A 24,664-nucleotide genomic window follows, 5' to 3' on the forward strand; every position below is an offset into this window, starting at 1 on the left:
CTTGCTCACCCCCCGAAACTGATATCGGTGTCGAAGCCCCACATGGCGATCGTCAGCACCATGTCGGTCGATGCGATGAGCACCAGGCTCGCCCGGATGGCCCGGCCCGAGGCGATACCAACCCCTTCGGGGCCGCCGGTGGCGTAGAAACCCTGGTAGGCGTGCACGCCGGTGATCACGAGCACGAAGACGACCACTTTGATCAGCGAGTACACCAGGTCGGTCGGCGCGACGAACATGTGGAAGTAGTGCGCGAAGGCGCCCGACGCCTGGCCGTGCACCGCGGTGACGGTGAGCCGGGTCGTCAGGAATCCGAGCGCCAGTGCGATCAGATAGGTGGGTATCACGGTGATCACGGCGGCGACCAGCCGCGTGGACACCACGTACGGGATGGGGTCGATCGCCTGCGCTTCGAGCGCATCGATCTCCTCGGAGATCCGCATGGCGCCGATCTCGGCGGTCATCCGGCATCCCGCTTGCGCGGCGAAGCCGACGGCGGCGATGAGCGGGGCCAGTTCCCTCGGGTTCGCCAGCGCCGACATGGCGCCGGCCAACGGACCCATACCGAGCATGTCCAGGGCGGTGAAGCCGACGATGCCGATCATCGCCCCGGCCACGGCGCCCATGATGACCAGCACGGGCACCACCCCGCCGCCGACGATGACCGATCGCCCGCCACCCCAGGCCAGGTCGGTGAAGACGGCCACCACCTGCTTGCGGTACCAGCGCAGCGCGTAACCGGCGCCCAGACACGCCGCGGTCGCGAAACGCAGTTGGAAGCCCAACTCGTCCAACGGTTCCCACAGCCGTGCCACGTGCCGGGTCCAGCGCAGGCCACGAGGCCGATACTCCGACGGCCGCGTGGTCAACGGCCCGTTTCGCAGAGCCATCACAGGAATCCCAACGGCACGAACAACAGCACCACCTGGGTGATGACGAGATTGACGACGAGGCAGGCCAGCAGCCCGAGCACGACCGCCGCGTTGACGCAATCGGCCACACCCTTCGGCCCGCCCTGCGCCTCCAGCCCGCGCTGGCAGGCGATCACCGCGACCAGATAGCCGAAAACCGCTGCCTTGCCGAGACAGATCACCAGATCGGTGACGGTGGCGAAGCTGCCGAACGACAGCCAATACGAACCGGGCGCGACGCCCTGGCCCACGGAGGCGACGAGAAAACTGGCCAGGATGCTCATCAGGATGACCAGCACCGCCAGCATCGGCGCCACCACGGTCATCGCCAGCAGACGGGGTGCGACGAGCCTGCGGTGCGGGTCGATGCCCATGGTGCGCAACGCGTCGATCTCTTCGCGGATCGTGCGCGCGCCCAGATCGGAGGCGATCGCCGACGCGCCGGCGCCGCCGACGAGCAAGGCCGCGGCCAGCGGCGCGATCTGCTGCATCACGCCCATGCCGCCGACCGCGCCCGCCATCGAACCGGCGCCGACGTTCTCGGTGATGCTGCCGACCTGGACCGCGATCACCACGCCCATCGGCAGCGAGATCAGTATCGCGGGCAGCAGGGACACCGACGCGAAGAACCATGCCTGGACCAGCGCCTCCCGTACCGGGAATCGGCGCAGCACCAGATCGGTGGCGAGCAGCGCGGTGGAGCGGGCGCCGAGTCGTACCGTGCGCCCGAAAGTCCTTGCGCTCGACGCGGTCCGGCTCGCCAGCGCGACCACGAGCGGAACCGGGCCCTGTTCCCCGCCGGAGGGCCACTCCGCGGGCGCCGCGTGCTCGGACACGTCCCACTCCTCGCGCAACAAACCAACCCGTCGCCCGAAGAGAGGTCGTCTATCGCTCCGTGCGCGGAGTGCTGAGCCGTTGATAGTTCAACCGTGCTAAGGCTATCAATCCAGGGGATCCGGTGGGCCAGTTTCGCGAAGAACGATCGAATGACATCCATCGAGAACTCGATCAGGTCCGTTCGGGGGCGTGGGCGAGCATGGTTGGAGCCGGACGGCCGGTGGTCGTCGGACACCTGCGAGACGCGGCGACCTTCGCGCGGTCATGCCCGCCGAGCGCCGCGACGCCCGTCAGGGCAGATGCATGAGCTGCCGGGAAAGGGTCAGCAGGCGGCGGGCGAGTTTCACGACCGGGAGGCCGACGGGAAGAAGAATGACCGTCACGCACAGCACCGCGCCGACGAGCCACAGCACGGCCGCCACCAGCCCCAGTACCGTGCCGAGCACGGCGGTGAGGATCCCGAGTACGACGCCGAGCAGGCCCTGTAGCGCACGCATGACGACCTTCCGGTTCCATTCTGCGCTCGCGCGCGGCGAAGCGCATGTGCCGACCCGATCGAAAATCCGAATCCTTCCTGGGTGGCCGAGCGCGCGACGACTCCGTATGCGAGAAGGGGATCAGCCGGTAGCGTCCGAGGTATGAGCCGAGCGATCGTGGAGCTGTCGCATCCGGTCTCCGACGGCATGCTCACCTATCCGGGCCTGCCCGCGCCCCGCGTCGGCACCGAAGCGGCGCCGGACAGATCACCGCTGATCGACATGGCATTCGACATCGCGCGTGTGGATATGGTCGGCCACACCGGGACCTATATCGAGGCGCCGCGACTTTTTCACGCCGAGGGCGCGGACATCGCCGAGCTGCCGTTGGAACGGCTGTTCAACGTGCCGATCGTGGTGATCCGCGCGCCGGGAGTGCGCGCGGTGGGGCCGGATGTGCTCGGCGATCCCGCGCTGCTGTGGGGCAAGGCGGTACTGGTGCACACCGGGTGGTCGGCCAAGTGGGGTTCGGCCGCCTACCGGGACCCCTGGCATCCGTTCCTGGTCGGTGAGGTCGCCGATGCGCTGGTCGCCGCCAATGTCGCGCTGGTCGGCATCGACTCGCTCGACGTCGACGACACGTCGTTGCCGACGCGTCCGTGCCATCACACGCTGCTGGGAGCGGGCATCCCGATCATCGAGCAGATGACGAACCTGGCCGCGCTCCCCGGCGCGGGCGCACGGCTCGTCGCACTGCCTGCGCCGATGCGGGGGATGGGCTCGTTCCCGCTGCGCGTCGTGGCGTGGACCGAACACGAATCCTGACCGGGACTGTCCTCCACGGAACCTGCTGTCGCCGTGGGAAACTCAGGGCCGGAACGGCGGGACCGCGAGATCGTCGCCGAAAATATCCGGCAGATCGCGGTCGACGCTGTCGGGGAATCGCGCGGGCCGCTTCTCCAGGAAAGCGGTCACGCCTTCCCTGGCATCGGCGCTCGCGCCCCGGTGGTAGATGCCGCGGGATTCGATGCGGTGCGCGATCATCGGATGATCGGCTCCCAGGTTGCGCCACAGCATCTGGCGGGAAAGGGCCACCGAGACCGGCGCGGAATGCTCGGTGACGCGGCGTGCGAGCGCACGCGCCTCGTCGAGCAGGGTGTCGGCCGGATACAGCGCGGAGAACAGTCCCGCGTCGAGCGCTTCGCCCGCGTCGACGAGTCGGCCCGAGTACACCCACTCCAGTGCGGTCTGCATCGGAACCAGGCGGGGCAGGAACCAACTGGAACAGGACTCGGGCACGATGCCGCGCCGATTGAAGACGAACCCGATACGGGCGTCGTCGACGGCGATGCGGAAGTCCGCCGCGAGCGTCATGGTGATGCCGACCCCGACGGCGGGGCCGTTGACGGCGGCGATGACGGGCTTACGGGATTCGTAGATGCGCAGGACGACCTCGCCGCCGGTGTCGCGGAAGGACTCCGCGGCGTCTTGGTCGCCCGCGACGAAGGTCTCCGCGCCCGCCGACAGATCCGCGCCGGCGCAGAAGGCGCGCCCGGCACCCGTGATGATCACCGCGCGGATGGAATCGTCGCGGTCGCAGGTGTCGAACGCCTCGATCAGCTCCGTGCTCATCGCGGTGGTGAACGCGTTGAGCTGCCGCGGGCGGTCGAGGGTGATGGTGGCGATGGCGTCGGAGACGTCCAGGCGAATATCGGCCATAACGAACACTGTGCCATCACCTCGACATGCGCGCTCTTGCAGGGGGTTCCCGAGGCATCGCCGCACCCTCGGATCGAATCGAACGAGAATGACTGTTTACTTAATGCTCCCCGGGCGGTTAGCCTGTCGCCGTGTCCCGATCGGTCGCAGCACCTGGCATCCCGCACCGGGGTGGCGGCGCGGACCGGTCGGCCTGCGTTTGGCGTCGTCGTTGGACAACCCGGAGAAGAGGAGTGGGATGGAGATCAGCAACTCGGTCGCTGCGGTGACCGGTGGTGCGTCGGGACTCGGCTTGGCGACCGTGCGGGAGCTGCACGGCAAGGGAGCGAAGGTCGTGATCATCGACCTGCCGTCGTCCTCCGGCGAGGCCGTCGCGAAGGAACTCGGCGACGGCGTGGTCTTCGCCGCGGCGGACGTCACGAACGAAGAGCAGATCACGGCGGCACTCGACGCCGCGCAGGAGCTGGGCGACCTGCGGATCGCGGTGAACTGCGCGGGTATCGGCAACGCCATCAAGACCGTCGGCAAGAACGGTGCCTTCCCGCTGGCGGACTTCACCAAGGTCGTGAATGTCAACCTGATCGGCACCTTCAACGTGATCCGTCTGGCCGCCGAGCGGATCGCGAAGACCGATCCGGTGGGCGAGGAACGCGGTGTCATCATCAACACCGCGTCGGTGGCGGCGTTCGACGGCCAGATCGGGCAAGCGGCGTACTCGGCCTCCAAGGGCGGAATCGTCGGCCTGACCCTGCCGGTGGCGCGTGACCTCGCGGCCATCAAGATCCGGGTGGTGACCATCGCGCCGGGGTTGTTCCACACGCCGCTGTTCGCCACGCTGCCGGATGAGGCCATCGCCTCCCTGGGCGCGCAGGTCCCGCACCCCTCGCGCCTGGGCGATCCGGCCGAGTACGCCGCGCTCGCGCGCCACATCGTGGAGAACCCGATGCTCAACGGCGAGACCATCCGCTTGGACGGCGCGATCCGGATGGCTCCGCGCTGAAGTAGTCGCCGAGCCGAGCGGGCTCGATCGAGGCCTAGCGGGCACGTCTGGGGCCGGGGGACAGACGGATTCCGACGACGGTGATGACGGTGACCACCAGCACCGTCATCAGCTTCATCAGACTCCATGGACCCGGGTCGGGGGCCGGTTCGGCGGCTTGGATGTCCCTACCTCGCTGCCGGTGCTGCGGCGGAGGGGATGACGCGGGAATGGGGCGTTCGGCCCGCGGCTGGATCGGTACGGGAACGGCGGCGGGTGCCGGAACGACAGGGAGGACCGGGGCGGGCGGGCCGAGCCGAAGCGGGCTCATGGGCTCGGGCGGGGTGGTGGGAAGCAGTAGCAGACAGGTCAGCACCGCGCTGCCGGTGGCGGCGCTGCCGACCGCGGCGCTGCCCAGACCCGATCCGCTCGACCCCGGGCCGATCAGACCCGGAACGAGCGAGCCGAAGCCGCTTCCGGTCACCAGCCCGAGCAGCAGCAACGCGCTCCCCGTCACGGCGCTGCCGGTGCAGGCCAGCTGGGCGCTGCCCGCGTCGACTCCCGGCGCCGCGGCGGGATGTTCCGCCGCGGCATCCGCGCGTGGCGTCGTTTCCACCGGGTGGGCGATGCCGCCGGATGCCGCATCGCCGGTGGCGAGAAGACCGCGAGCACCGCCGGTTCCGGCGCTGCCGGTCGGGCTGAGACCGGCGCTGCCGGAGGGCAGCCTGATCGGTCCGAGGCTCAGGGACCCGCCGGAAGTATCGCCCTCGGCGGCGCTGCCGGATGAGACGGCGGGACCGCCGCTGGAACCGCCACCCGGGAAGGCGCCCACCGGATCGAAGCCGGCGGCCGTGCCCGAACTCCCGGTGGCGAGGTCACCGAAGGGCGACCACGGTGGCGCCTGCGCGGATGCTTCCGACGGGTGCGCCACGAAGGCCGCCATGGTCAGCGGCAACAGCGCAGAGGTCAATCCTCGTGCCCATCGCGGTGTTCGAGATGCTTCTCGGTGGGGTCGCATGTGCAGTCGCCTCGTCGTAGTCGAAACCGGCCGGAAGTTCACGTCGTGTGCTGGTACCGCGACAGCGCGAGTTCGAAAGCCTCCTTCGGGACCACGTTCCCGCCGGAGAACGGCTCGTCGAGGTTGTAGATCGCCCGGATCACCACACCGACGATGGCGCCGAGCAGCGCGGTCGTCACGACGGTGCGTTTGGTGACCTGGACGCCGGAGAGCACCACACTGAACAGCAGCAGCACCGTGCAGATCCACATGGCCAGATAGAGGAAGGCGGGTACCCGGTAACCGGCGTCGAGCGCGCGATCGGCGCGTGCCTGTGCCACCGCGTCGAGGCTGGTCAGCGCACCGGTCCGGAGGGCATCGACCTCGGTGTCGGCCGGATTCACCGAGGCCACCGCGTCGCGGAGGGTGTCGAGGGTGTCCTGGGTGGATTGACTGAGGTGACCGTCGTCGGCCATGACGGTCCATTCCTCGGTGAGAACCTGCTGGGTGTAGTCGTGCACCAAGCCTTGGATGCGTGCGTGGTCGGGTTCGGGCATCCCGTGCGCGGCCCAGTAGGTGTCGATGAGCGCCTTGGCTTCGGCGATGGTGTGATTGCGCGCGTTGTCGTACTGCTGCCAGGCGATGACCACGATGAATGCCACCACCGCCATGAAGATCGTGTTGATCAAGTTGAGCACCAGCGCGCCGACGGTGTCGTCGTCGGTGTGCCGCCATGCCTTCGGATGTAGACGATCACCGGCCACGAAGACGACCACCGCGACGAGCGCGGTGAGAGCGGGCACCACGAACTCGAAGGCCATGCGGGACTCCGTTCTGTCTGAGTGGTTCTCGCGACCGTCGGAAGCGAAGCGTCCTCGGGCTGCGGCCCTCACCCCCGAGATGGTTACCGAGACGATCGACGATCACGCTGTCGAGAGTCTGCGACTGTTCGGATCTGATCAGTGATGCACAGCAAAGCGGTAACGCGCTGCGGCGCCGCCAGGAACCAGGCGCCGTGGAATTGCCCTACCCGGCAGACCGGTTCGGACGACACCGATAGTAGACGGCGAAACCGCCTGCCTGTGGCGAAATTTGGGAATGTCCCGCCGCACGCGGTCGGGACGGCGCAGCGGATCGGGCGGCACTACGTGATGCCGACCGGCGCTGCCTGCGGGGAACTGTCGGCAAGCATCCCCTACCGTCGGGACATCGGGCTGCGCGACGAATCTCGTGATGGTCGTGCTCGTCTGTCGCGGTGATGGCAGCAGACCCTGCTCCCGGCGCAGCGTTGACCTATCGCACTGTCCCACAACGTATTCGATTCCTCGGCAGGCGGAAGCCGCGATTGCCGGGATGGTCCACCGCAACAGCGGAATGCATCCGGAAACGCCCCTGTGCGCGTCGATAGCATGAGAACATCAGGGGATGCGAGATCGGAGCGTGCCCGTGTACGCTTGCACAGCTACCGATCGGCGTAACGGGAAGGCCCTGGGTCGCGGATCACGCGTCCAGACAACAGAAGAGCCACAGATGACCAGATACGCGCATTATGTCGGCAGCCTGCCTGCCGAGCTGATGACGGGTGATCGTGCCGTCATGCAATGGTTTGCCGACCACAGCGAGGGGCGGCCGGTGACCGCCGTGCCTTGCGATCTCGATCCGGACTGGATTCTCGACTATCTGCGCACGCGCAAGCAGCACGCCGACGTCTTCGAGATCGTCCGCCCTGGCGACTACGCCGACTACGGTGATTTCCCCAGTTACGGGCTGAGGCCAGGGAGCACGCTGGAGCCGCGGCACGTCTCGATGGACCGGGTCGAGCGGATCGGCCGGGTCGTGGCGACCTTCGAGTCGCTGCGCGACGACCGTCCGCAGCTGGCCGGAACGAAAGTGCAGATCAGCCAGCCCAATCCGCTAGATCTGGCGATGTTCGTCTTCGCGGGCGCCGCGGTCTCCGGTGGGCTGCCCGTATGGCCTGCCGTCCGGCGCTCCGGGCTCGTGGTCGGCGCGCTTCGGCAGCTTCCCGTGTTCACCGAAGCGGTGGTGCGGGAGATGGCCGAGGTCGTCGAGCGGCACGGCGACCGTGTCGTCTGGCAGGTGGAGTCGCCGATCGCCCTGCTGAGCATGGTCAAGGCCGAGCAACTACGTTCGCAGTGGGCGCTGGCGCCGCTGGTCGCGCGGCAACTGGCCGGTTTCCTCGGCCGGATGCACGAAATCGGCGCGGAAGCGATCGTGCACCTGTGCTATGGCGACTATCAGCACAAGAGCCTGCTCACCCCGCGTACTCTGGCTCCGGCGGTGAAGCTGCTCGGCCGCACCGCGCGGCTACTGCGCGAACAGGGCACACCGTTACCCCCGGTGCACATCCCGTGTGCCTACGGCGCCGAGCCCGCGCCGCTGGAGCCGCGGTTCTACGCCCCGTTGCGCAAGCTCGATCCCGAGTGGAAAGTGATCGCCGGTGTCGTCTCTCCGGACTCCGACGAGGACAGCGCTCGCGCGCTCGCGCTCTTCGAACAAGCCGCCGGGCGCTCGGCCTACGGTGTCGCCACCGCCTGCGGACTCGGCCGATGCAGCGTCGACGCCGCTCGGCAGGCGGTAGCGACCACGGTGGCGCTGACCAGCGGCGGGGAACCCGAACAGTGATCTGCCGCGCGATTGCCGACCGCGCGTGACCGTGCGGAAGCGCCGGTGGTCCGCACGCGCGGACCACGATTGGGCGCCGATGCGCGAGCACCGGATCGTGCGCTGCCGACCAGCGCGGACAGTGCGTTGCCCGCGAAAGGGCGGCGAATTGCCTTGTCCGTGCGTGGCTCTCGCGCGTTCGGCGGCGCCGCCTTCGTCAGCGGTGGGATCGGAGCGTTGCTATGTTGCTTAGCGTAGGCGGGTCGCCGAGCTCTGGACGACAGGTCTTGGAAGGCACGTGTACCCGCTCACAGATCACCTTCGTCGAATTGCTGTTCCATAACCTGGAGTCACGTTCTTGACCACACCACAGTCCCCGATGGCCGCGCCGCACACCACTGGAGCCGGAGCGTGCCCCGTCCAGCACGGCCCCTTCACGGAAGCGGATGCCCCACGCGTCCAGATGTATACGAAGGAGTTCGTCGCCGACCCGCACCGCGCCTACCGCGAGATGCGTCGCGAACACGGCTCTTTGGTGCCGATCGAGCTGGCGCCCGGTGTGCCTGCCACGCTGGTGATCGGCTATCAGACCGCGGTGCGGATCCTCAGCGATCCCGATCATTTCCCCGCTGACCCGCGCACCTGGCAGAAGACCATTCCCGAGGACTCGCCCGTGCGGCCGATGATGGAGTGGTATCCGGCCGCGCGCTACAACACCGGACTCGCCCATGATCGCTACCGGCATGCTTCCGTCGACGCCATCGACGGAATCGACCTGTTCGACGTGCCTTCCACGGTCGAGCAGATCGCCGTCCCGCTGATCAACGCCTTCTGCGCGACCGGATCCGCCGACCTGGTCACCGAGTACGCGTTTCCGCTCGTCCTGGAGGTGCTCAACGAGATGGTCGGCTGCCCGGCCGACATCGGCGAGCGGGTCGCGACCGGTATGGCCGCGCGCTTCGACACGGTGCGGGGGCCCGAGGGCATGAAGATGCTCAAGGACGCGCTGATGCAGCTGATCCGGCTCAAGCGGCAGCACCCGGGCGACGACGTCACCTCACGGCTGGCGCACCACTCCACCGAACTCGACGACATCGAGATCTTCGCCCAGCTCATGAGTTTCTACGGCGCCGGTTTCGAGGCGCAGCGCAATCTGCTGACGAACGCGGTCCTGCTGATGATCACCGACGACCGGTTCCGCTTCGGCGACGTGCTCGGCCGGAATCTGTCCACCACCGACGCGCTCGACGAGGTGTTGTTCAACGACCCGCCGATGGCGAACTTCTGCACGACGTACCCGCGGCAGCCGATCATGGTCGACGGTGTCTGGTTGCCCGCCGACCAGCCGGTGGTCATCAGTCTGGCCGGGTGCAACAACGACCCCCAGATCCGCGGTACCGACGAACCCGGTGGCAGTCGTATCGGCAATCGGTCGCATCTGGCGTGGAGTGCGGGTCCGCACGCCTGCCCGGCCAAATCCGTCGCCTACATGACGGTGCAGAACGCCATCGATCAGCTGTTCGACGCGCTGCCGGAAATGCAGTTGGGCAAGCCGAAGAACGAACTGCAATGGCGACCGGGACCGTTCCACCGTGCGCTGATCGCTTTGCCGGTCGTCTTCCCCAAGTCCGCGCCGGTGCACATCGGGTAGGCGCGGCCTCCGCTCGACGGCACGGGCGGAAACGGATGTGGCCCGGCCGGTTCGGGTCCATACCGATGCTCGGCGGTGGAAACGGCCGGCCGGCACGGCGATATCGCCGACGCGGCGGACGCGCACGCCGGTGTGGCAGGTCCGTGGCGGATGACGCGAATCCGGGTAGAAACGCCGACTTTGTGACCGCGGAATCGGCAATTCGGATGCCGTGCAAACAGATTCGATGCGCATTCGCTGCCTGCTACGCTTCCGCCATGTCGGTTCGAACGCGTCCCGCGTCCCGTGCAGCACGCTGACGACTACCCGGGGCTGTTCCAGTCCGCGGACACGGCATCGCTGTACGGCCAGAAGTTCTATCTTCGCGCCTATGGAGCCCGGCTCTTGCTGGCCGTGGTGGCGGCGGCGTGTGCGGCGTTCACGGTCCGCGTCGGCTCTTCGGGTACCGATATCGCGGCCGTTCTCACCGCGATGGCCTTCGTGGGCATCCTCGCGGTGGATGTGGGCGTCCTGCGCGGCCGTCCGGGCAAGTCCTGGTACGAAGGTCGCGCGCTCGCCGAGTCGGTGAAAACGTTGACCTGGAAGTACGCGGTGCGGGGTGCGCCGTTCGTGGGGACGCTGTCCGCCGCCGAGGCCGATCGAATGCTGATCGAGCGACTCATGCTGCTGCGCCAGGACATCTCGGCGCTCGCGCTGCGGCCGACCACTGCCCCTGCCATCACCGCTCGCATGCGGCAACTGCGCTCCGCTCCGTTCGACCAACGGCGCCGCGTCTATCTGGACGACCGCATCCGGGAGCAACAACGGTGGTACGCGGGCAAGTCCGGATACCACCAGCGCAGGTCCCAGCTGTTCGGCACGCTGGCACTCGTTTTCGAGGTGGCTGGTGTCGCCGGAGCGCTGGCGAAGGCGTTCAACGCGGTGAGTTTCGATCTGGCAGGGATTTTCGCGTCCGCGGTGGCGGGACTGGCCGCGTGGTCGTCGGCTCGCCAGCACAGCACGGGCGCGGCTGCCTATGCCGTCGCCTCCAACGAATTGAGCATCGTCGCCGAAGTCCTGGAACAGCACGACACCGAAGCCGACTGGGCCGACGCGGTATCCGACGCGGAGGAAGCGATCAGCCGGGAACACACGCTCTGGCGGGCCTCACACGGCGAATGACTTTCGCGCACGGAGGATGACCGGTGCGACTGCGACGATCGGACATCGGATGATCCGGCGTGGCTGCCGGATATGCCGGGCATCGGCGCTTACCATGAACGGGCTGTGTGACGTGGCGGCGTCGCACGGCGAACGGGGAAGCGGCCCGTCCGGCGTATTGCGTGGCGCCGGGCGGGCCGTTGCGTTCGCTCCGGCTCTCTGCACACCGAATCCGTGCGGTTCATCGCGGTGGAGGCAGGCGCCCCCGTTTGCCGCCGAGCGGTGCGGGTAGGCAACGACGAATGGCAAAGGTCAGGAGGTCGGAGTATGGCATCGAACAACGGGGTCGGACGGTTGCGCAGCGTGGTACTGGATTGCCCCGAACCGCGCAAACTCGCCAGGTTCTACCAAGAGCTGCTCGGCGGAGACCTGCTCGAGGACGATGACGACGATTGGGTGGTGCTCATCGAGGCTTCGGGCCGGCGCATCGCATTCCAAACGGCGCCCGACTACCAGCCGCCGCGATTCCCCGATCCCGAGGGATCACAGCAGATACATTTCGACGTCCTGGTGGACGACATCGAGCAGGCGGAGCCCGCGGCGCTCGCGTTGGGCGCGACCCTCGTGCAGGGCCGGACCGATGGAGCGTTCCGCGTTTACGCCGACCCGGTGGGGCACACGTTCTGCCTGGTGTGGCTCCCGGAGGAGTAAGAACCGGGGCCGTGCATGCGACTCGGCCCGCCGTACCGGAGGCGATCGCGCGATCGTTCTCCGGTACGGCGGGCCGGGCCACGACAGTGTCCGCCGATCGGCCGCGTCCGTCAGTCGGGTGGGGCCGGGCGCCGGATGTCCTCGCCCACCGAGCCGCCCGCGATGTCGGCCGCTACACCGATCTCCTCCTCGTAGCGGTGTGCGGCGGGCACTCGCTCGTTGTCGTCGGTGATGTCCTGGAGTCGCCGGTCGTCCTCGCTTCCGGCGGCCTCCGGCTCCGGCTCTCGATCGGGGTCGGTGTCGGGCTCTTCCTCGGCGAGCCGGTCTCCGATCGATCGGGGATGAGCCTGCTCCCACTGCGTCACGCCGTACTTCGTGACGCCGCTCCAGTGCTCCGGTGGGTCCATTCCGGCCTCGAGCGGGTCGGAACGCAGCCGGTCCTCGTCCAGGTCCTCGGCGCTGTTGAGGGCCGCCGGATCGGTTTCGACCGAGTCGGGCGCGCCGGTGTCCTGCGGCGGGTCGTATGTCTCGTTCGGTTCGGTCATCGCTGCCTCCTCTCCTGCATTCAGCGACTTCCCGCAACCGGGATCGGCAAACCCCCGGGAAATGGATGAGCGATGTCCTGGATCGGTTGCGGGCCGATCCGTGGCCGGGGATCGCGGTCGATGGCGTGACCGTCAGCGCCGGGTGAATACGCCGAGGTGTTCGGTGTCGTAGTACTCGAGGGTGAGCCGGTCACCGTCGAAGGTGGCCTGGGAGATCGATCCGCGATTGGCATTCTCGCCGGGAGGTGTGAAGACGAAAATGTCACCGTCCCAGTGCTTCAAGGGGAAGGTCATGTTGTTCGGGCCAAGGGTGAGCGTCAGCGATTGATCGGTGGCGCTGATCGTCGCCGGTCCGTAGTAGGCGTTGTCGTAGGTGCCCGCATACGATGCCGGTGGTCGCGCGGGAGCGGGCTTTGCGGGCGGCTGTTTGTCCGCCAGCGCCCCTGCCGGTGCGCCGAGCGGCTGGAAGGCCTCGCGATAGAGGGTGCGCCAGTCCTGCTGCACCTTCCCGAACTGGACCAGATCGGCGAACTCGGCGTTCAGTGTCTCCGGCACCCCGATCGGCGCCGCGTTGGTGAGCGTGATGATGCCGACGTCGGCGGACGGGATCAGGGTGAACGCGGTGGCCGCGCCGAGGCCGAACGCCCCCGAGTGACCGAGCACGACGCGGCCGGAGGCGGAATCGCCGACATTGAAACCGAATCCGTAGAACCCGGCCCGCGCGTCGGGCGTTTTCGGCGGCGCGGACACGGCCTGGGGCGAGACGGCGGGCAGGAGATCCTCCGGTGGGACCAGGATCGAGCCACCCGCGGACCCGTCGGCCAGCACCATCGTCATCCATGCGGCCATGTCGGCCACCGAGGAGCTGACCCCGCCCGCCGGGGACTGCGCATCCGGCTGGCGCTGCGGATTCGCCGGCTCGTACTTCCCGTCGACCAGCACGTGCCCCTCCGCCCGGTTCGCGCGGGAGGCGAAGTCGGCATAGCGAGAACTGGTCGATTTCATGCCGAGCGGGCCGTAGATGGTTTGCTGGGACAACGTCTCCCACTCGGTCCCCGCGGCGGCGGCCACGGCGACGGCAGCCGCGGTCAGTCCGAAATTGGTGTATTCGTACGAAGTCCGGAAGGGGCCCAACGGCAGCAGCCGCAGCCGGTCGAGAATCTGGTCGCGGTCGTAGCCGAGGTCCTCGAGCAGGTCGCCCGCGTGATCGGGCAGCCCGGAGCGGTGCGCGTACAGGTCGCCGATCGTGACGTGTTCGGTGACGTAGGGATCGGCCAAGGCGAAGGACGGCAGCAGCCGGTGTACCGGAGTGTCCCATTCGACGCCTCCCGCGGCGATCCTGCGGGCGACCACCGTCGCCCCGACCGGCTTGGACAGCGACGCCAGCTGGAAGACCGTGTCCGGGTCGACCCTCTCCTTGGTGACGACATTGCGGACGCCGAACCCCTTGCTGTACACGACCTTCCCGCCGTGCACCACGGCGACCGCCATGCCGGGAACGCCGGAGGAGGCGAACAGGTCTTCGGCGAGCCGGTCCAGCTCCTCCACGGCGTCATCGATCCGGCCCTCCGGTATCGGCACACCGGCGATCTGGTTGGGCAGCGCCGCGGAACTGGACGGTGTTGCCGATTGCGTGGTGTCGGCTCGGTCGTCGCCGCACCCGGTCAGCGCGAGGACGACGGCCGTCGCCATCGCCGTGGGACCGAGCAATGTGCGCCGCAGTGTGCTCACGGGTCGCCTCCTGGCCGTTGGAGCGACAAAAGACCAGATAAAGGCTAGTTGAGATAGATTTGCTACGCGGACGGTTCGGATTTTCGCCGCGGCGGGCTCCGCGCTCGCCCGCCGCCGTCGAATCCCGGCTGGTTATCCCGCGGCGGGCGTGTCGCGGATCTCCACGATCGGAAGCACCAGCGCGGCGGGGGAGCTCGCGGGCACCGCCGGATGCGCCGGCGCGATGGGAGCGATGCGCCGGTATCCCGTGCCCACCGGCGGACGGGCGTCCACCTCGCCCTTGTTCGGCCAGTACGCCGCCGCCCGCTCGGCCTGCGCGGTGATCGTCAAGGAAGGATTGACGCCCAGGTTCGCCGAGACCGCCGCGCCGTCGACGACGCTGAGCGTGGGGTAGCCGTACACGCGGTGGTAGGCGTCGATCACGCCGTGCTCGGCGTCGGCCCCGATCACCGCGCCGCCGAGGAAGTGGGCGGTCAGCGGGATGTTGAAGATCTCGCCCCAGCTGCCGCCCGCGATGCCGCCGATCTTCTCCGCGACCCGCCTGGTGACGTCGTTGCCGACGGGGATCCAGGTCGGATTGGGTTCGCCGTGGCCTTGTCTGCTGGTCAACTTGCGGCCGAACAGGCCGCGCTTGGTGTAGGTGGTGATCGAATTGTCCAGGTGCTGCATGACCAGCGAGATGATGGTCCGCTCGCTCCAATTCTTCGTGCTCAGGAAGCTGAGCAGGTTCATCGGGTGCCGCAGCACCAAGCCGAGGAAACGCAGCCAGCGCGGGATCCGGCCGCCGCCGTCAACCATGAGCGTCTGCAGCAGGCCCATGGCGTTGGAGCCCTTGCCGTAGCGGACCGGCTCGATATGCGTGTCGGGGGTGGGATGGATGGACGAGGTGATCGCGACGCCCTTGGTGAAGTCGGTGCCGGGGCGCACCGTCTTGGTCGCGGCGCCGACGATCGACTCCGAGTTGGTGCGCGTGAGCACGCCGAGCCGGTCGGACAGGTCCGGCAGCACGCCTTTGTCCCGCATGGCGAACAACAGCTTCTGCGTACCGCGCGTGCCCGCCGCGAGCACGACGTGCGCGGCGGTGAACGTCTGCGGTTGCTTGCGAATCCAGGCGCCGGTACGCGCGGTGGACACATCCCAGGTGCCGTCCGGGTGCGGACGCAGCTCGGTGACCGTCGTCATCGGGATGACTTCGGCGCCGGCCTGCTCGGCCAAATACAGGTAGTTCTTCACGAGGGTGTTCTTCGCGCCGTACTTACAGCCCACCATGCAGTCGCCGCATTCGACGCACCCGGTGCGCTCCGGGCCCACGCCGCCGAAGTACGGGTCCGGCACGGTCTTGCCCGGCTCGCCGAAGAACACGCCGACGGGTGTCTGCACGAAGGTGTCGCCGACGCCCAAGTCCTCGGCGACGGCCTTGAAGACCTCGTCGGCGGGCGTCATGTGCGGGTTGCGCACCACGCCGAGCATTCGCTGAGCCCGCTCGTAGTACGGTGTGAGCTCGTCGCGCCAGTCGGTGATGTCACGCCATTGCGGGTCGCGGAAGAACGGCTCCGGCGGCACGTACAACGTGTTCGCGTAATTCAGCGAACCGCCACCGACGCCTGCGCCGCCGAGGATGAGGACGTTGCGCAGCGGGTGGATGCGCTGGATTCCGTAGCAGCCGAGCGCGGGCGCCCAGAGGAACTTCTTCAGCTCCCAGCTGGTCTTGGGCAGCTCGTCGTCGGCGAAGCGCCTGCCCGCCTCCAGCACGCCGACCTTGTACCCCTTCTCCACCAGCCGAAGCGCGGTGACGCTGCCGCCGAACCCGGAACCGACGATCAGCACGTCGAAATCCGTCGTCCGCTGGTCCATGTGGAACTCCTCGATCGTGTCGCCAGTGACTCGGCTAACACTACTCCCGGGTAAGTAACGGTTCGCAAGTCGGCCGGAATCGGCCGATCGCTCCGGTATTCGGCGTTGCCGGTAGTTGTCCGCCCCGGTTTCAGAGCGACGCTCTCAATAGTTGACAACGCTCTCTCAAGCGCGCATCGTTGCTGCTATGCCGACGACTCCCCGCGCCCGCGCCAGGGCCCAGACCATGAACGACATCGTCCGGATCGGACGGGAGCACCTGGCGACCGAGGGTGCGGCCGCGCTGTCGCTGCGCGCGGTGGCGCGTGACCTCGGTGTGGTCTCCTCGGCCGTCTACCGGTATGTCCGCAGTCGTGACGAACTGCTCACCCTGCTCGTGGTGGACGGCTACAACGCACTCGGCGACGCGGTCGACGAAGCGCTGGCCGAACAGGGCGGGGACGATCCGATCGAGGGACTGCGGGTGCTCGGGCGCACGGTGCGGCGTTGGGCGCTGGCCGAGCCCGCGCGCTACGGGTTGCTGTTCGGCACACCGGTTCCCGGCTACGACGCGCCCGCCACCGAGACCATCGCTCCTGGCACCAGGGTGATCGCCGCGCTGCTCAGCCTGTTCGCTCGCGCCCATCGTGCGGGCCTGCTCGCCGCGCCCGGCGAGCAGCCGCGGATATCCGCCCCTCTGGCGGGCAGCTTCGCGCTGATCCGGGACGAGTTCCGGCTCGACCTGCCGGACTGGCTGATCGTCCGCGGTGTGACGTTCTGGGTCGGCCTGTTCGGGGCGGTGAGCGCGGACGTCTTCGACATGTACGGCGCCGACACCTTCGCCGACCGCGACGAGTTGTTCGAACTCCAGCTCGGCGGACTGCTGGACCTGCTCGGCCGCCGCGGCTGATCATCCGCCGGACCGGGGGCCCGTGACCGGTCGTGGCGGCATGTGCTGCGATGGGACGTGTGACGATGCCCGGCCGACAGTCTTCCGCAATCGCATGGGCGCACCGGATGGGTGCGCGCATGCCCCTGGTCAACGCGCCGATGGGTGGTGTGGCGGGCGGAAGGCTCGCCGCGGCGGTGACCGCCGCCGGTGGACTCGGGATGATCGGAATGGGCAGCGCCGGATCGGTCGCGGCGCTGGAGCGGGAGTTACCGCACGTCCGCGGCACCGACGGCCCCTTCGGCATCGGTCTGGTCGACTGGGTGGTGGCGAAGGAACCGCGACTGCTCGAGGTCGCGATCGAAGCCCGTCCCGCACTGATCTCGGTGAGCTTCGGGGAAGACCTGGACTGGGCGGCCCGCGTCGCGGAGGCCGGGATCGTCCCGGTTACCCAGGTGTACAGCGGGCAGGATGCGCGGCGTGCGGAAGACGGCGGTATCGGCGTCCTCGTCGCCCGCGGTGTGGAGGGCGGCGGACACGGCGCCGTGAACGCGGCGCTGCTGCCGCTACTGGACGAGGTGCTGGCCGTGGCGTCGGTACCGGTACTCGCGGCCGGTGGAATCGGCACGCCACGGGACCTCGCCACCGTGTTGCGAGCCGGGGCCGGTGGGGCCTGGCTCGGCACCTGTCTGGCAGCGTGCTCGGAATCGCTGCTGCCGGAGGCGGGCCGTCGCGCCATGATCGACGCGCGCGGCGACGACACGGTGCTCACCCGCGCCTACGACGTGGGAATGGAATTGCCGTGGCCGCCAAAGTTTCCCGCGCGGGTACTGCGCACCGGGTTCACCGATCGGTGGACCGGACGAGAAGACGAACTCGCCATGGACGGGGCGGCCAAGCGCGCGCTCGCCGCGGCGCTCGCCGCTGACGACCCGTCCGTCACGCCGATCGACGCGGGGGAGGGCGTCGGCCTGGTCACCGCTGTGGAGCCGGTCGCGCGCGTGCTGGAGCGACTGTGGGCGGCCGCGACCGGATCGGTCGCGAGCTGAGCGGTTCAGTCCTCGCTGCTGATCCGCTCACCGAGGTAGCGAATCAGCTCGGGATCGGAAGAGACCAGCCGGTCGACCTCCTCGCCGCCGGTGCACTGATACAGCGCGACGGTGACCGAACCGGATCGGCGTCCCGCGACCCGCCAGATCCCGCCGGAATCGGTCCAGCGCCGCAGCACTTCGATGGGATCGTCGGTCATCGTCCACCTCCGGTCGATGGTGTACCCAGCCGCGTCACCGGGGCACGGTGACCGGATCGGAGCAGCTGGCGGGCACGTCGACGAGGGAACAATCCTTCGGCGCACGGGTCGGCCGGTAATCGGGCGCGACGCCGCCGGTCCGGGTGATGCCGGTGTACGCGGCCACCGCGTCCGTCGGCTTGCGCGTGAGGGCCGGATCGGTCAGGACGTCGACGGTATAGAGACCGAAACGCGGTGTGTAGGAACCCCACTCGTAATTGTCGGTGAGACTCCAGTAGTTGTAGCCGATCAGGTTCATGCCATCGGCCTTGGCGCGCTGGAGCCAGTAGACGGTGTCGCGCAGTGAGTCGGCGCGACCGTATCCGTCCGCGCGCGGCAGGCCGTTCTCGGTGGGCATGCCGTTCTCGACGATGTAGAGCGGCTTGCCGGGGAACTGACGCGCATAGTGCTGGAGCGCGTAGTAGATCCCTTCCGGCTGCAGCGGGTTCTTCCACAACTCGGTGAAACTCGCCGACGCGGTGAGGCTGTCGGGGGAGAGGCCGTAGTAGTAGTCGATGCCGATGTAGTCGAGCTTCGTGGCGAGCCTGTCCACCAGCGGCTTGTTCACCACGTCCTCGCCACCGGGGATGTAGGCGACATTGCTGGTCACCATGGCGCCCGGCTGAACCCGGTGGATGTAGTCGTAGATGCCGTCGTGCGCCCTGGCGATCCGGTCCTGCATCGCGGGCGCCGCCGCGGGCGGCAATCCGCCGTTGCGCAGTTCGTTCACCAGGTAGAAGGCCGGCTCGTTGAACGTGACCCACAACGGCTGGTACGGCGCGTAACGATCCACGACCGCGCGTGCGTGGGCCAGCCAGTCCTCGACGATGCCCGGGGTGGTCCACCCCCCGCGGTCCACCGCCCAACCCGGGTAGACCCAGTGGTCGATGGTGATCATGGGGCGCATGCCCGCCGCTGTGATCGCCGTGACGACGTCGTCGTAGAACTTCAGCGCCGCGGGGTCCCAGGTGCCCGGTTCGGGCTGGAGCCGAGCCCATTCGACACCGATGCGATACACCTTCACGCCCAGATCGGCCGCGAGGGCGATGTCGGAGCGGTAGCGCGCGTAGAAGTCGATCGAATCCAGGTAGGGATCCGCCGTTTTCCCGGACGCGACATAACGCGACCAGTTGCTGTCCGGTGCGTGGCCTTCCGATTGATATCCCGACGAGGCGACGCCCCAGAGGAAATCCGGGCCCATCGGTGCCACCGCGGCGGGCGGCGCGGGACGAGCGGCGGCTGGAGCGGTGCCTCCGAGCAGTACCGCGGCGACGGCCGCCAGCGCAGCCGGGATATGGCGGCGGTGTGAACGCATCGAACTCCTGTTCCGAGAAGGGGGCCCTCGGGAGACCTCGGCGCACGAGGCCTGGGGCGGCATGGGGGACAGGGTAACTGGTCGCTTGACCGTTTTCTCGAACTCGGGGAGGGCGGGCAGCGCAGATGGAATGTCTGGTATTCGAACCGCATAAACCGTGACGAAAGTTCGGGAGCGGAGGTCTTAATTTTACATATTGATACGTAGATATTCGCATCTAACTATACTTTATCCAATCACCCACCGCGCCTCCCAAAAGCGGCAAGGACGAGAGGGGCGGAAATCGGCTGTGAGATGTCCCTCGCTCACGGCCTGGGTCACCTGCTCGGAAGCAAGGGCATGTCAGGATGCGACCATGCTGTCCAATCCGTTGCCGCGAGTAGCCCGACGGCTCGCCCAGCGCCGCTGGGTCATGCGGACGGCGCCGGCCGTGCTTCGGCTCGAGCGCTTGATCCGGCGAGTCAGCGGCGGGCGAAAGGGCGTCCTGGATCTTGCTGGCCTGCCCTCCATCGAGGTCACCGTGCCCGGCCGGAAGACGGGTATCCCGCGCACCACGTCGTTGCTGTACGTGCCACACGGTTCGGATTTCATCGTCCTCGGCTCGAACTGGGGGAGTTCCCGGCATCCGGCGTGGTCGGCGAATCTGCGCGCAGCGCAGACTGCCTCCGTCCGCCACAAGGGCGAGCAGTTCTTGGTCGCGGTGCGCGAGATAGACGGCGCTGAGCGCAAGCCCATCTGGGATCTGGCGGTCGAGTTCTGGCCCGGCTACGCCATGGAGTACGAGCTCTCCGGCGGCCGGCTGTTCCGGATCTTCGAACTGCGCCGGAAGTCTCACTGACGCAAGGTGAATCGGCAGCGGCGCGGTGTGGGTGGAGACGGTTACGGTGGGGCGGTGACCACGCATCTGACCCACTGGGGGGCCTTCGAGGCGGACAGCGACGGTGAACGGCTCACGGCGGTACGACCGTGGCGTGGCGACCCGGAGCCGATGCCGTTGATCGGCAATGTCGCTTCGGCGCAGCATCATCCCACTCGAATCGATCGTCCGTATATCCGTCGGGGGTGGCTGGAGAACGGACCGGGGCCGGGGCCGCGCGGTTCGGAAGCTTTCGTTCCGGTGTCCTGGGAGCGGGCGTTGGACCTGCTGGCCGGCGAACTCGGCCGGGTGTACGGGCGGTACGGTGCGGAGGCTGTATTCGGCGGTTCGTACGGCTGGGCCAGCGCGGGGCGCTTCCATCACGCGCAGAGCCAATTGCACCGCTTCCTGAACTGTCTCGGCGGCTATGTCCGGCACGTGAACAGCTACAGTTTGGGCACCTCGACGGTCCTGCTGCCGTACGTCATCGGAGACATCGGCTGGGTGACGCAACAAGCCACGGCGAAGGCGGTGTTGGCCGAGCACTCCGAACTCGTGGTCGCTTTCGGGGGTCTGTCGCCGAAGAACGCGGCCGTGTCGCCGGGTGGCGTCTCCCGGCACAACATGCGGGGCTGGATCACGGCGGCGCGGGAGCGGGGCTGCCGATTCGTGTCGATCAGTCCATTGCGTGACGACACGCCGCCGGAGAGCGACGCCGAGTGGATCGCCCCATTGCCGGGCACGGACGTGGCGATGATGCTCGCGCTGGCGCAGGTGCTCGACGCGGAAGGTCTGGCCGACGAGGAGTTCCTGCGGGAGTACACGGTCGGCTACGACCGATTCGCTGCGTATCTGCGCGGGGCGGTGGACGGCGTCGTCAAGGATCCGGAGTGGGCCGAGGCGATCACCGGCGTGCGGGCCGAGCGCATCCGGATGCTGGCGCGCGAGATGGCCGCGGCCCGGACCATGGTGACGGTGAGCTGGTCGTTGCAGCGGGCGCGGCATGGTGAGCAGCCGGTGTGGGCTGGGGTGGTGCTCGCGGCGATGCTGGGGCAGATCGGGCTTCCCGGTGGCGGGTTCGGGCATGGTTACGGATCGGCCGCGGGCGTCGGGGAGCCCGCGCGTGGGCCGGTGCCGCGACTTCCGCAGGGGCGCAACGGCGTCGATGCGTTCATTCCGGTCGCGCGGATCGCGGACATGCTGCTGAACCCGGGTGCGCCGTATCGGTACAACGGTCGGGAACTCGTGTATCCGGATGTGCGGTTGGTCTATTGGTGTGGTGGAAATCCGTTCCATCACCACCAGGACCTGGCCCGTTTGCGTGCGGCGTTCGCACGTCCTGACACCGTCGTCGTGCACGACGCGTTCTGGACGGCTACCGCACGGCACGCGGACATCGTGCTGCCGTCGACGATGTCGATCGAGCGTGACGATTTCGGTGCGGGGGAGGGCGACCGGTCGTTGTTCGCGATGCGAGCGTTGACCCGTCCGCCCGCCGAGGCGCGCGACGATTTCCGGATCTTCGCCGAGACGGCCGATCGGCTCGGAGTCGGCAAGGAGTTCACCGAAGGGCGCTCGGTGTCGGAGTGGCTGCGGCATCTGTACGAGCGGTGGCGCGCGGAGCAGTCGAGTGCGGGCCACATGTTCCCGGATTTCGACGTGCTCTGGTCGGGCGAGGCGATCGAGCTTCCGGTGCCGGACCCACGGCAAGTGCTGGCCGCGGATTTTCGCGCCGATCCGGGCCGGTACCCGCTCAGCACGCCCAGCGGGAAGATCGAGATCTTCTCGGCGACCATCGATGGCTTCGGGTACACCGATTGTCCGCCGCATCCGGCGTGGCTGGAGCCGGAGGAGTGGCTCGGTGGCCCGGTCGCGAAGCGGTTTCCGGTGCAGTTGGTGGCGAATCAGCCGCGCACGAAGTTGCACAGTCAGCTCGACGTGGGCGCCTACAGTCAGTCGGTGAAGATCTCCGGGCGGGAGCCGATTCGGATGCATCCCGCGGACGTGGGCGCTCGTGGTCTGTGTGCTGGTGACATCGTGCGGGTGTTCAACGACCGGGGTAGTTGCTTGGCCGGGCTGGTCGTGGACGAGGGGGTGCGGCCCGGCGTCGCGCAGCTGTCCACCGGCGCGTGGTACGACCCGGATCCGGCGGATCCGGCGTTGTGCCGCCACGGTAATCCGAACGTGCTCATCGCCGACCGTCCGTCCTCCACGCTCAGCCAAGGGTGTGCGGGGCAGCTCACGATGGTGGAGATCGCGCGCTATGCGGGCCCACTCCAGGAGGTGGAGGTGATTCGCCCGCCGGACCGGCTGGAACCGGACGCGCTGTGAGGCCGCCGTGCGGCGCGGTGGCGACATCGCGCTTCGGTGGGTCCAGTGCGATGGCCGGTTCGCGGTGTCGGCCGGTGCCTCTACCATTCCCCGGGTGACCGGATACGACCCGCTCGATGCGTTCGAGCACCTCGACACCTCGACGTTGCCGCCGCGCCAGCAGCGGATTCTCGCCACGATTCGGGACTGGGTGCTGCGGTACGGGTATCCGCCGAATACGCGCGAGATCGGTGATGCGGTGGGTCTGCGGTCGGCGTCGTCGGTGTCCAAGCATCTGAAGAGCTTGGAGGAGCGTGGCTTTCTGCGCCGTGGCCGGACGGTGTCGCGTCCGATGGATGTGCGGATGTTCTTGCAGGCCCCGGTGCGGGAGACCGCGGAGGATTCGGTGGCGGTGCCGGTGGTCGGTGATATCGCGGCGGGTGCTCCGATCCTGGCCGAGGAGCATGCCGACGACACGATGACGTTGCCGCGTGAACTCGTCGGTCGCGGCACGGTGTTCGGGTTGCGGGTGCGTGGTGATTCGATGGTCGACGCGGCCATCTGCGACGGTGACATCGTGGTGGTGCGGCAGCAGCACGAGGCGCATTCGGGGGAAATTGTGGCGGCGATGATCGAGGGCGAGGCGACGGTGAAGGTCTACCGGCGGCGCAACGGTCACGTGTTCCTGGAGCCGCGTAATCCCGCCTACGAGGTGATCGACGGCGACGAAGCCGTGGTGCTCGGCAAGGTCGTGTCGGTGATGCGGCGGGTCTGACCTGGGCGAACCGGCGGCGGGCTGGGTGCGGTGACCGCGGCGGCCGTACCCTGAACGGCATGTCGGAGTTGGTGCGGATGCCGCTCGGCGCCGGGTTCGAGCGGCTGGTGGGCTTGCTGGACGGGCGCCGGGTGGTCGCGTTGACCGGCGCCGGGATCTCGACCGACAGCGGGATCCCGGATTATCGCGGTCCGTCCTCGCCGCCGCGCACTCCGATGACCTACCAGCAGTTCGTCGGCGATCCGGTGTTCCGGCAGCGGTACTGGGCGCGTAATCACGTCGGCTGGCGGCGGATGGACGGGTCGTGGCCCAATCCGGGGCATCGAGCGCTGGCACGGCTGGAGCGGATGGGCGTGGTCAGCGGGTTGATCACGCAGAATGTGGATCTGTTGCACACCAAGGCGGGGCATCGGCGGGTGATCGATCTGCACGGCACGTATGCGCGGGTGCGCTGTCTGGGCTGTGGATCGCTGATCTCGCGGATGTCGCTCGCCGACCGGTTGGAGGCGGCGAATCCGGGCTTCGCGGAGGCGGTGACCACCGACGGGCTCGAGGTGGCGCCCGACGCCGATGCGGTGGTCGCCGACACAGCGGGTTTCCGGATGGTGGACTGCGCGCGCTGTGGCGGATTGCTGAAGCCGGATATCGTCTATTTCGGGGAGACCGTGCCCAAGGAGCGGGTCGCCGCGGCCTACGAGCTGGTCGAGGCCGCGGACGTGCTGCTAGTGGCCGGGTCGTCGCTGACGGTGATGTCGGGGTTGCGTTTCGTGCGTCACGCCGCCAAGCGCGGTCGTCCCGTCGTCATCGTCAATCGGGGACGCACGCGCGGTGACGAGCTGGCGGCGCTGACGCTGGATGCGGGGTGCTCGACGGTGCTGTCCGCGCTCGCCGAGCGTGTGGACGGGACGCGCGTGCCGGTCGCGGCCGAATCCGCTGGGCGGGCGTAGTCCCGATCATCTGCTCATTCCGGCCGGTGTCGTGCGCCGTGTGGTGGTTGCCGGGCCGAGCCTGGATGCCGCTGGGCCGGTGACGTTCAAGCCGCGCGGCCGGGATCGCGGTTCAGCGCGGGTCACCCATTC

General features: G+C 68.4%; 23 protein-coding genes. 12 read left to right on the forward strand and 11 right to left on the reverse strand.

Annotated features, from left to right (window positions below; translation table 11 throughout):
* Nucleotides 1-5: 5 nt before the first annotated feature.
* The 3 genes from NB3_RS22910 to NB3_RS22920 form a co-directional block, all read right to left on the reverse strand.
* A complete protein-coding gene (locus NB3_RS22910; RefSeq protein ID WP_067807160.1) occupies nucleotides 6-890 on the reverse strand; it encodes an ABC transporter permease in 885 nt (294 codons plus the stop codon).
* Nucleotides 890-1,684 carry an MlaE family ABC transporter permease gene (locus NB3_RS22915; protein ID WP_084823592.1) on the reverse strand — a complete coding sequence of 265 codons (795 nt, stop codon included), beginning with the start codon at nucleotides 1,682-1,684 and terminating at the stop codon, nucleotides 890-892. The genes NB3_RS22910 and NB3_RS22915 overlap by 1 nt, the downstream gene beginning before the upstream one ends.
* A 354-nt stretch (nucleotides 1,685-2,038) precedes the next feature.
* On the reverse strand, nucleotides 2,039-2,245 hold the full coding sequence (locus NB3_RS22920) for a hypothetical protein (protein ID WP_067807164.1): 207 nt from the start codon (nucleotides 2,243-2,245) through the stop codon (nucleotides 2,039-2,041).
* Nucleotides 2,246-2,386: 141 nt separating this feature from the next.
* Between NB3_RS22920 and NB3_RS22925 the strand changes: the two genes are divergently transcribed.
* Nucleotides 2,387-3,049, forward strand: a complete 663-nt coding sequence (locus NB3_RS22925; protein ID WP_067807167.1) for a cyclase family protein — start codon at nucleotides 2,387-2,389, stop codon at nucleotides 3,047-3,049.
* A gap of 42 nt (nucleotides 3,050-3,091) precedes the next feature.
* Here the strand turns inward: NB3_RS22925 and NB3_RS22930 are convergent, their stop codons facing one another.
* On the reverse strand, nucleotides 3,092-3,943 hold the full coding sequence (locus NB3_RS22930) for a crotonase/enoyl-CoA hydratase family protein (protein ID WP_067807170.1): 852 nt from the start codon (nucleotides 3,941-3,943) through the stop codon (nucleotides 3,092-3,094).
* Between the two features lie 238 nt (nucleotides 3,944-4,181).
* Between NB3_RS22930 and NB3_RS22935 the strand changes: the two genes are divergently transcribed.
* The gene (locus NB3_RS22935; protein ID WP_067807173.1) at nucleotides 4,182-4,943 is read left to right on the forward strand and encodes a 3-hydroxyacyl-CoA dehydrogenase; all 762 of its coding nucleotides are present in this window, start codon (nucleotides 4,182-4,184) and stop codon (nucleotides 4,941-4,943) included.
* 34 nt (nucleotides 4,944-4,977) lie between these two features.
* Here NB3_RS22935 and NB3_RS22940 read toward each other — a convergent pair whose 3' ends face one another.
* Both NB3_RS22940 and NB3_RS22945 read right to left on the reverse strand, forming a co-directional pair.
* Nucleotides 4,978-5,892 carry a hypothetical protein gene (locus NB3_RS22940; protein ID WP_067807175.1) on the reverse strand — a complete coding sequence of 305 codons (915 nt, stop codon included), beginning with the start codon at nucleotides 5,890-5,892 and terminating at the stop codon, nucleotides 4,978-4,980.
* 86 nt (nucleotides 5,893-5,978) lie between these two features.
* Nucleotides 5,979-6,740 carry a bestrophin-like domain gene (locus NB3_RS22945; protein ID WP_067807178.1) on the reverse strand — a complete coding sequence of 254 codons (762 nt, stop codon included), beginning with the start codon at nucleotides 6,738-6,740 and terminating at the stop codon, nucleotides 5,979-5,981.
* A gap of 709 nt (nucleotides 6,741-7,449) precedes the next feature.
* On the opposite strand from NB3_RS22945, the gene NB3_RS22950 reads away from it, so the two are divergent.
* From NB3_RS22950 to NB3_RS22965, 4 genes are all read left to right on the forward strand, one after another.
* Nucleotides 7,450-8,562 (forward strand): hypothetical protein, encoded by a 1,113-nt coding sequence (locus NB3_RS22950; RefSeq protein ID WP_067807180.1) that lies wholly within the window; start codon nucleotides 7,450-7,452, stop codon nucleotides 8,560-8,562.
* Between the two features lie 358 nt (nucleotides 8,563-8,920).
* On the forward strand, nucleotides 8,921-10,192 hold the full coding sequence (locus tag NB3_RS22955; protein WP_067807182.1) for a cytochrome P450 family protein: 1,272 nt from the start codon (nucleotides 8,921-8,923) through the stop codon (nucleotides 10,190-10,192).
* Between the two features lie 285 nt (nucleotides 10,193-10,477).
* Nucleotides 10,478-11,353, forward strand: a complete 876-nt coding sequence (locus NB3_RS22960; RefSeq protein WP_067807185.1) for a DUF4231 domain-containing protein — start codon at nucleotides 10,478-10,480, stop codon at nucleotides 11,351-11,353.
* Between the two features lie 306 nt (nucleotides 11,354-11,659).
* Nucleotides 11,660-12,043, forward strand: a complete 384-nt coding sequence (locus NB3_RS22965) for a VOC family protein (RefSeq protein ID WP_067807188.1) — start codon at nucleotides 11,660-11,662, stop codon at nucleotides 12,041-12,043.
* A gap of 110 nt (nucleotides 12,044-12,153) precedes the next feature.
* Here NB3_RS22965 and NB3_RS22970 read toward each other — a convergent pair whose 3' ends face one another.
* The 3 genes from NB3_RS22970 to NB3_RS22980 form a co-directional block, all read right to left on the reverse strand.
* Nucleotides 12,154-12,588, reverse strand: a complete 435-nt coding sequence (locus NB3_RS22970) for a hypothetical protein (RefSeq protein ID WP_067807191.1) — start codon at nucleotides 12,586-12,588, stop codon at nucleotides 12,154-12,156.
* Between the two features lie 132 nt (nucleotides 12,589-12,720).
* A complete protein-coding gene (locus NB3_RS22975) occupies nucleotides 12,721-14,280 on the reverse strand; it encodes a serine hydrolase (RefSeq protein WP_067807309.1) in 1,560 nt (519 codons plus the stop codon).
* 171 nt (nucleotides 14,281-14,451) lie between these two features.
* The gene (locus tag NB3_RS22980; RefSeq protein WP_067807194.1) at nucleotides 14,452-16,173 is read right to left on the reverse strand and encodes a GMC oxidoreductase; all 1,722 of its coding nucleotides are present in this window, start codon (nucleotides 16,171-16,173) and stop codon (nucleotides 14,452-14,454) included.
* 187 nt (nucleotides 16,174-16,360) lie between these two features.
* Between NB3_RS22980 and NB3_RS22985 the strand changes: the two genes are divergently transcribed.
* Nucleotides 16,361-17,062 carry a TetR/AcrR family transcriptional regulator gene (locus NB3_RS22985; RefSeq protein ID WP_067807197.1) on the forward strand — a complete coding sequence of 234 codons (702 nt, stop codon included), beginning with the start codon at nucleotides 16,361-16,363 and terminating at the stop codon, nucleotides 17,060-17,062.
* Nucleotides 17,063-17,181: 119 nt separating this feature from the next.
* Nucleotides 17,182-18,090 carry an NAD(P)H-dependent flavin oxidoreductase gene (locus NB3_RS22990; RefSeq protein WP_244892034.1) on the forward strand — a complete coding sequence of 303 codons (909 nt, stop codon included), beginning with the start codon at nucleotides 17,182-17,184 and terminating at the stop codon, nucleotides 18,088-18,090.
* A 5-nt stretch (nucleotides 18,091-18,095) separates the two neighbouring features.
* On the opposite strand, the gene NB3_RS22995 is transcribed toward NB3_RS22990, so the two are convergent.
* A complete protein-coding gene (locus NB3_RS22995; protein ID WP_067807199.1) occupies nucleotides 18,096-18,290 on the reverse strand; it encodes a hypothetical protein in 195 nt (64 codons plus the stop codon).
* Nucleotides 18,291-18,324: 34 nt separating this feature from the next.
* Complete coding sequence (locus tag NB3_RS23000; RefSeq protein ID WP_067807202.1) at nucleotides 18,325-19,644, reverse strand: family 1 glycosylhydrolase; 1,320 nt, start codon at nucleotides 19,642-19,644, stop codon at nucleotides 18,325-18,327.
* Between the two features lie 355 nt (nucleotides 19,645-19,999).
* Here NB3_RS23000 and NB3_RS23005 point away from each other — a divergent pair, with 355 nt between their 5' ends.
* The 4 genes from NB3_RS23005 (at nucleotide 20,000) to NB3_RS23020 (ending at nucleotide 24,532) form a co-directional block, all read left to right on the forward strand.
* The gene (locus tag NB3_RS23005; RefSeq protein ID WP_067807205.1) at nucleotides 20,000-20,482 is read left to right on the forward strand and encodes a nitroreductase family deazaflavin-dependent oxidoreductase; all 483 of its coding nucleotides are present in this window, start codon (nucleotides 20,000-20,002) and stop codon (nucleotides 20,480-20,482) included.
* Between the two features lie 54 nt (nucleotides 20,483-20,536).
* Nucleotides 20,537-22,831 carry a molybdopterin-dependent oxidoreductase gene (locus NB3_RS23010; RefSeq protein WP_067807314.1) on the forward strand — a complete coding sequence of 765 codons (2,295 nt, stop codon included), beginning with the start codon at nucleotides 20,537-20,539 and terminating at the stop codon, nucleotides 22,829-22,831.
* Between the two features lie 94 nt (nucleotides 22,832-22,925).
* Complete coding sequence (gene lexA / locus NB3_RS23015) at nucleotides 22,926-23,585, forward strand: transcriptional repressor LexA (protein ID WP_067807318.1); 660 nt, start codon at nucleotides 22,926-22,928, stop codon at nucleotides 23,583-23,585.
* A 59-nt stretch (nucleotides 23,586-23,644) separates the two neighbouring features.
* Nucleotides 23,645-24,532 carry an NAD-dependent protein deacetylase gene (locus tag NB3_RS23020; protein ID WP_157111965.1) on the forward strand — a complete coding sequence of 296 codons (888 nt, stop codon included), beginning with the start codon at nucleotides 23,645-23,647 and terminating at the stop codon, nucleotides 24,530-24,532.
* The last annotated feature ends 132 nt before the right edge of the window (nucleotides 24,533-24,664 follow it).

It is taken from the genome of Nocardia beijingensis NBRC 16342 (genome assembly GCF_001612785.1).
GTDB lineage: Bacteria > Actinomycetota > Actinomycetes > Mycobacteriales > Mycobacteriaceae > Nocardia > Nocardia beijingensis.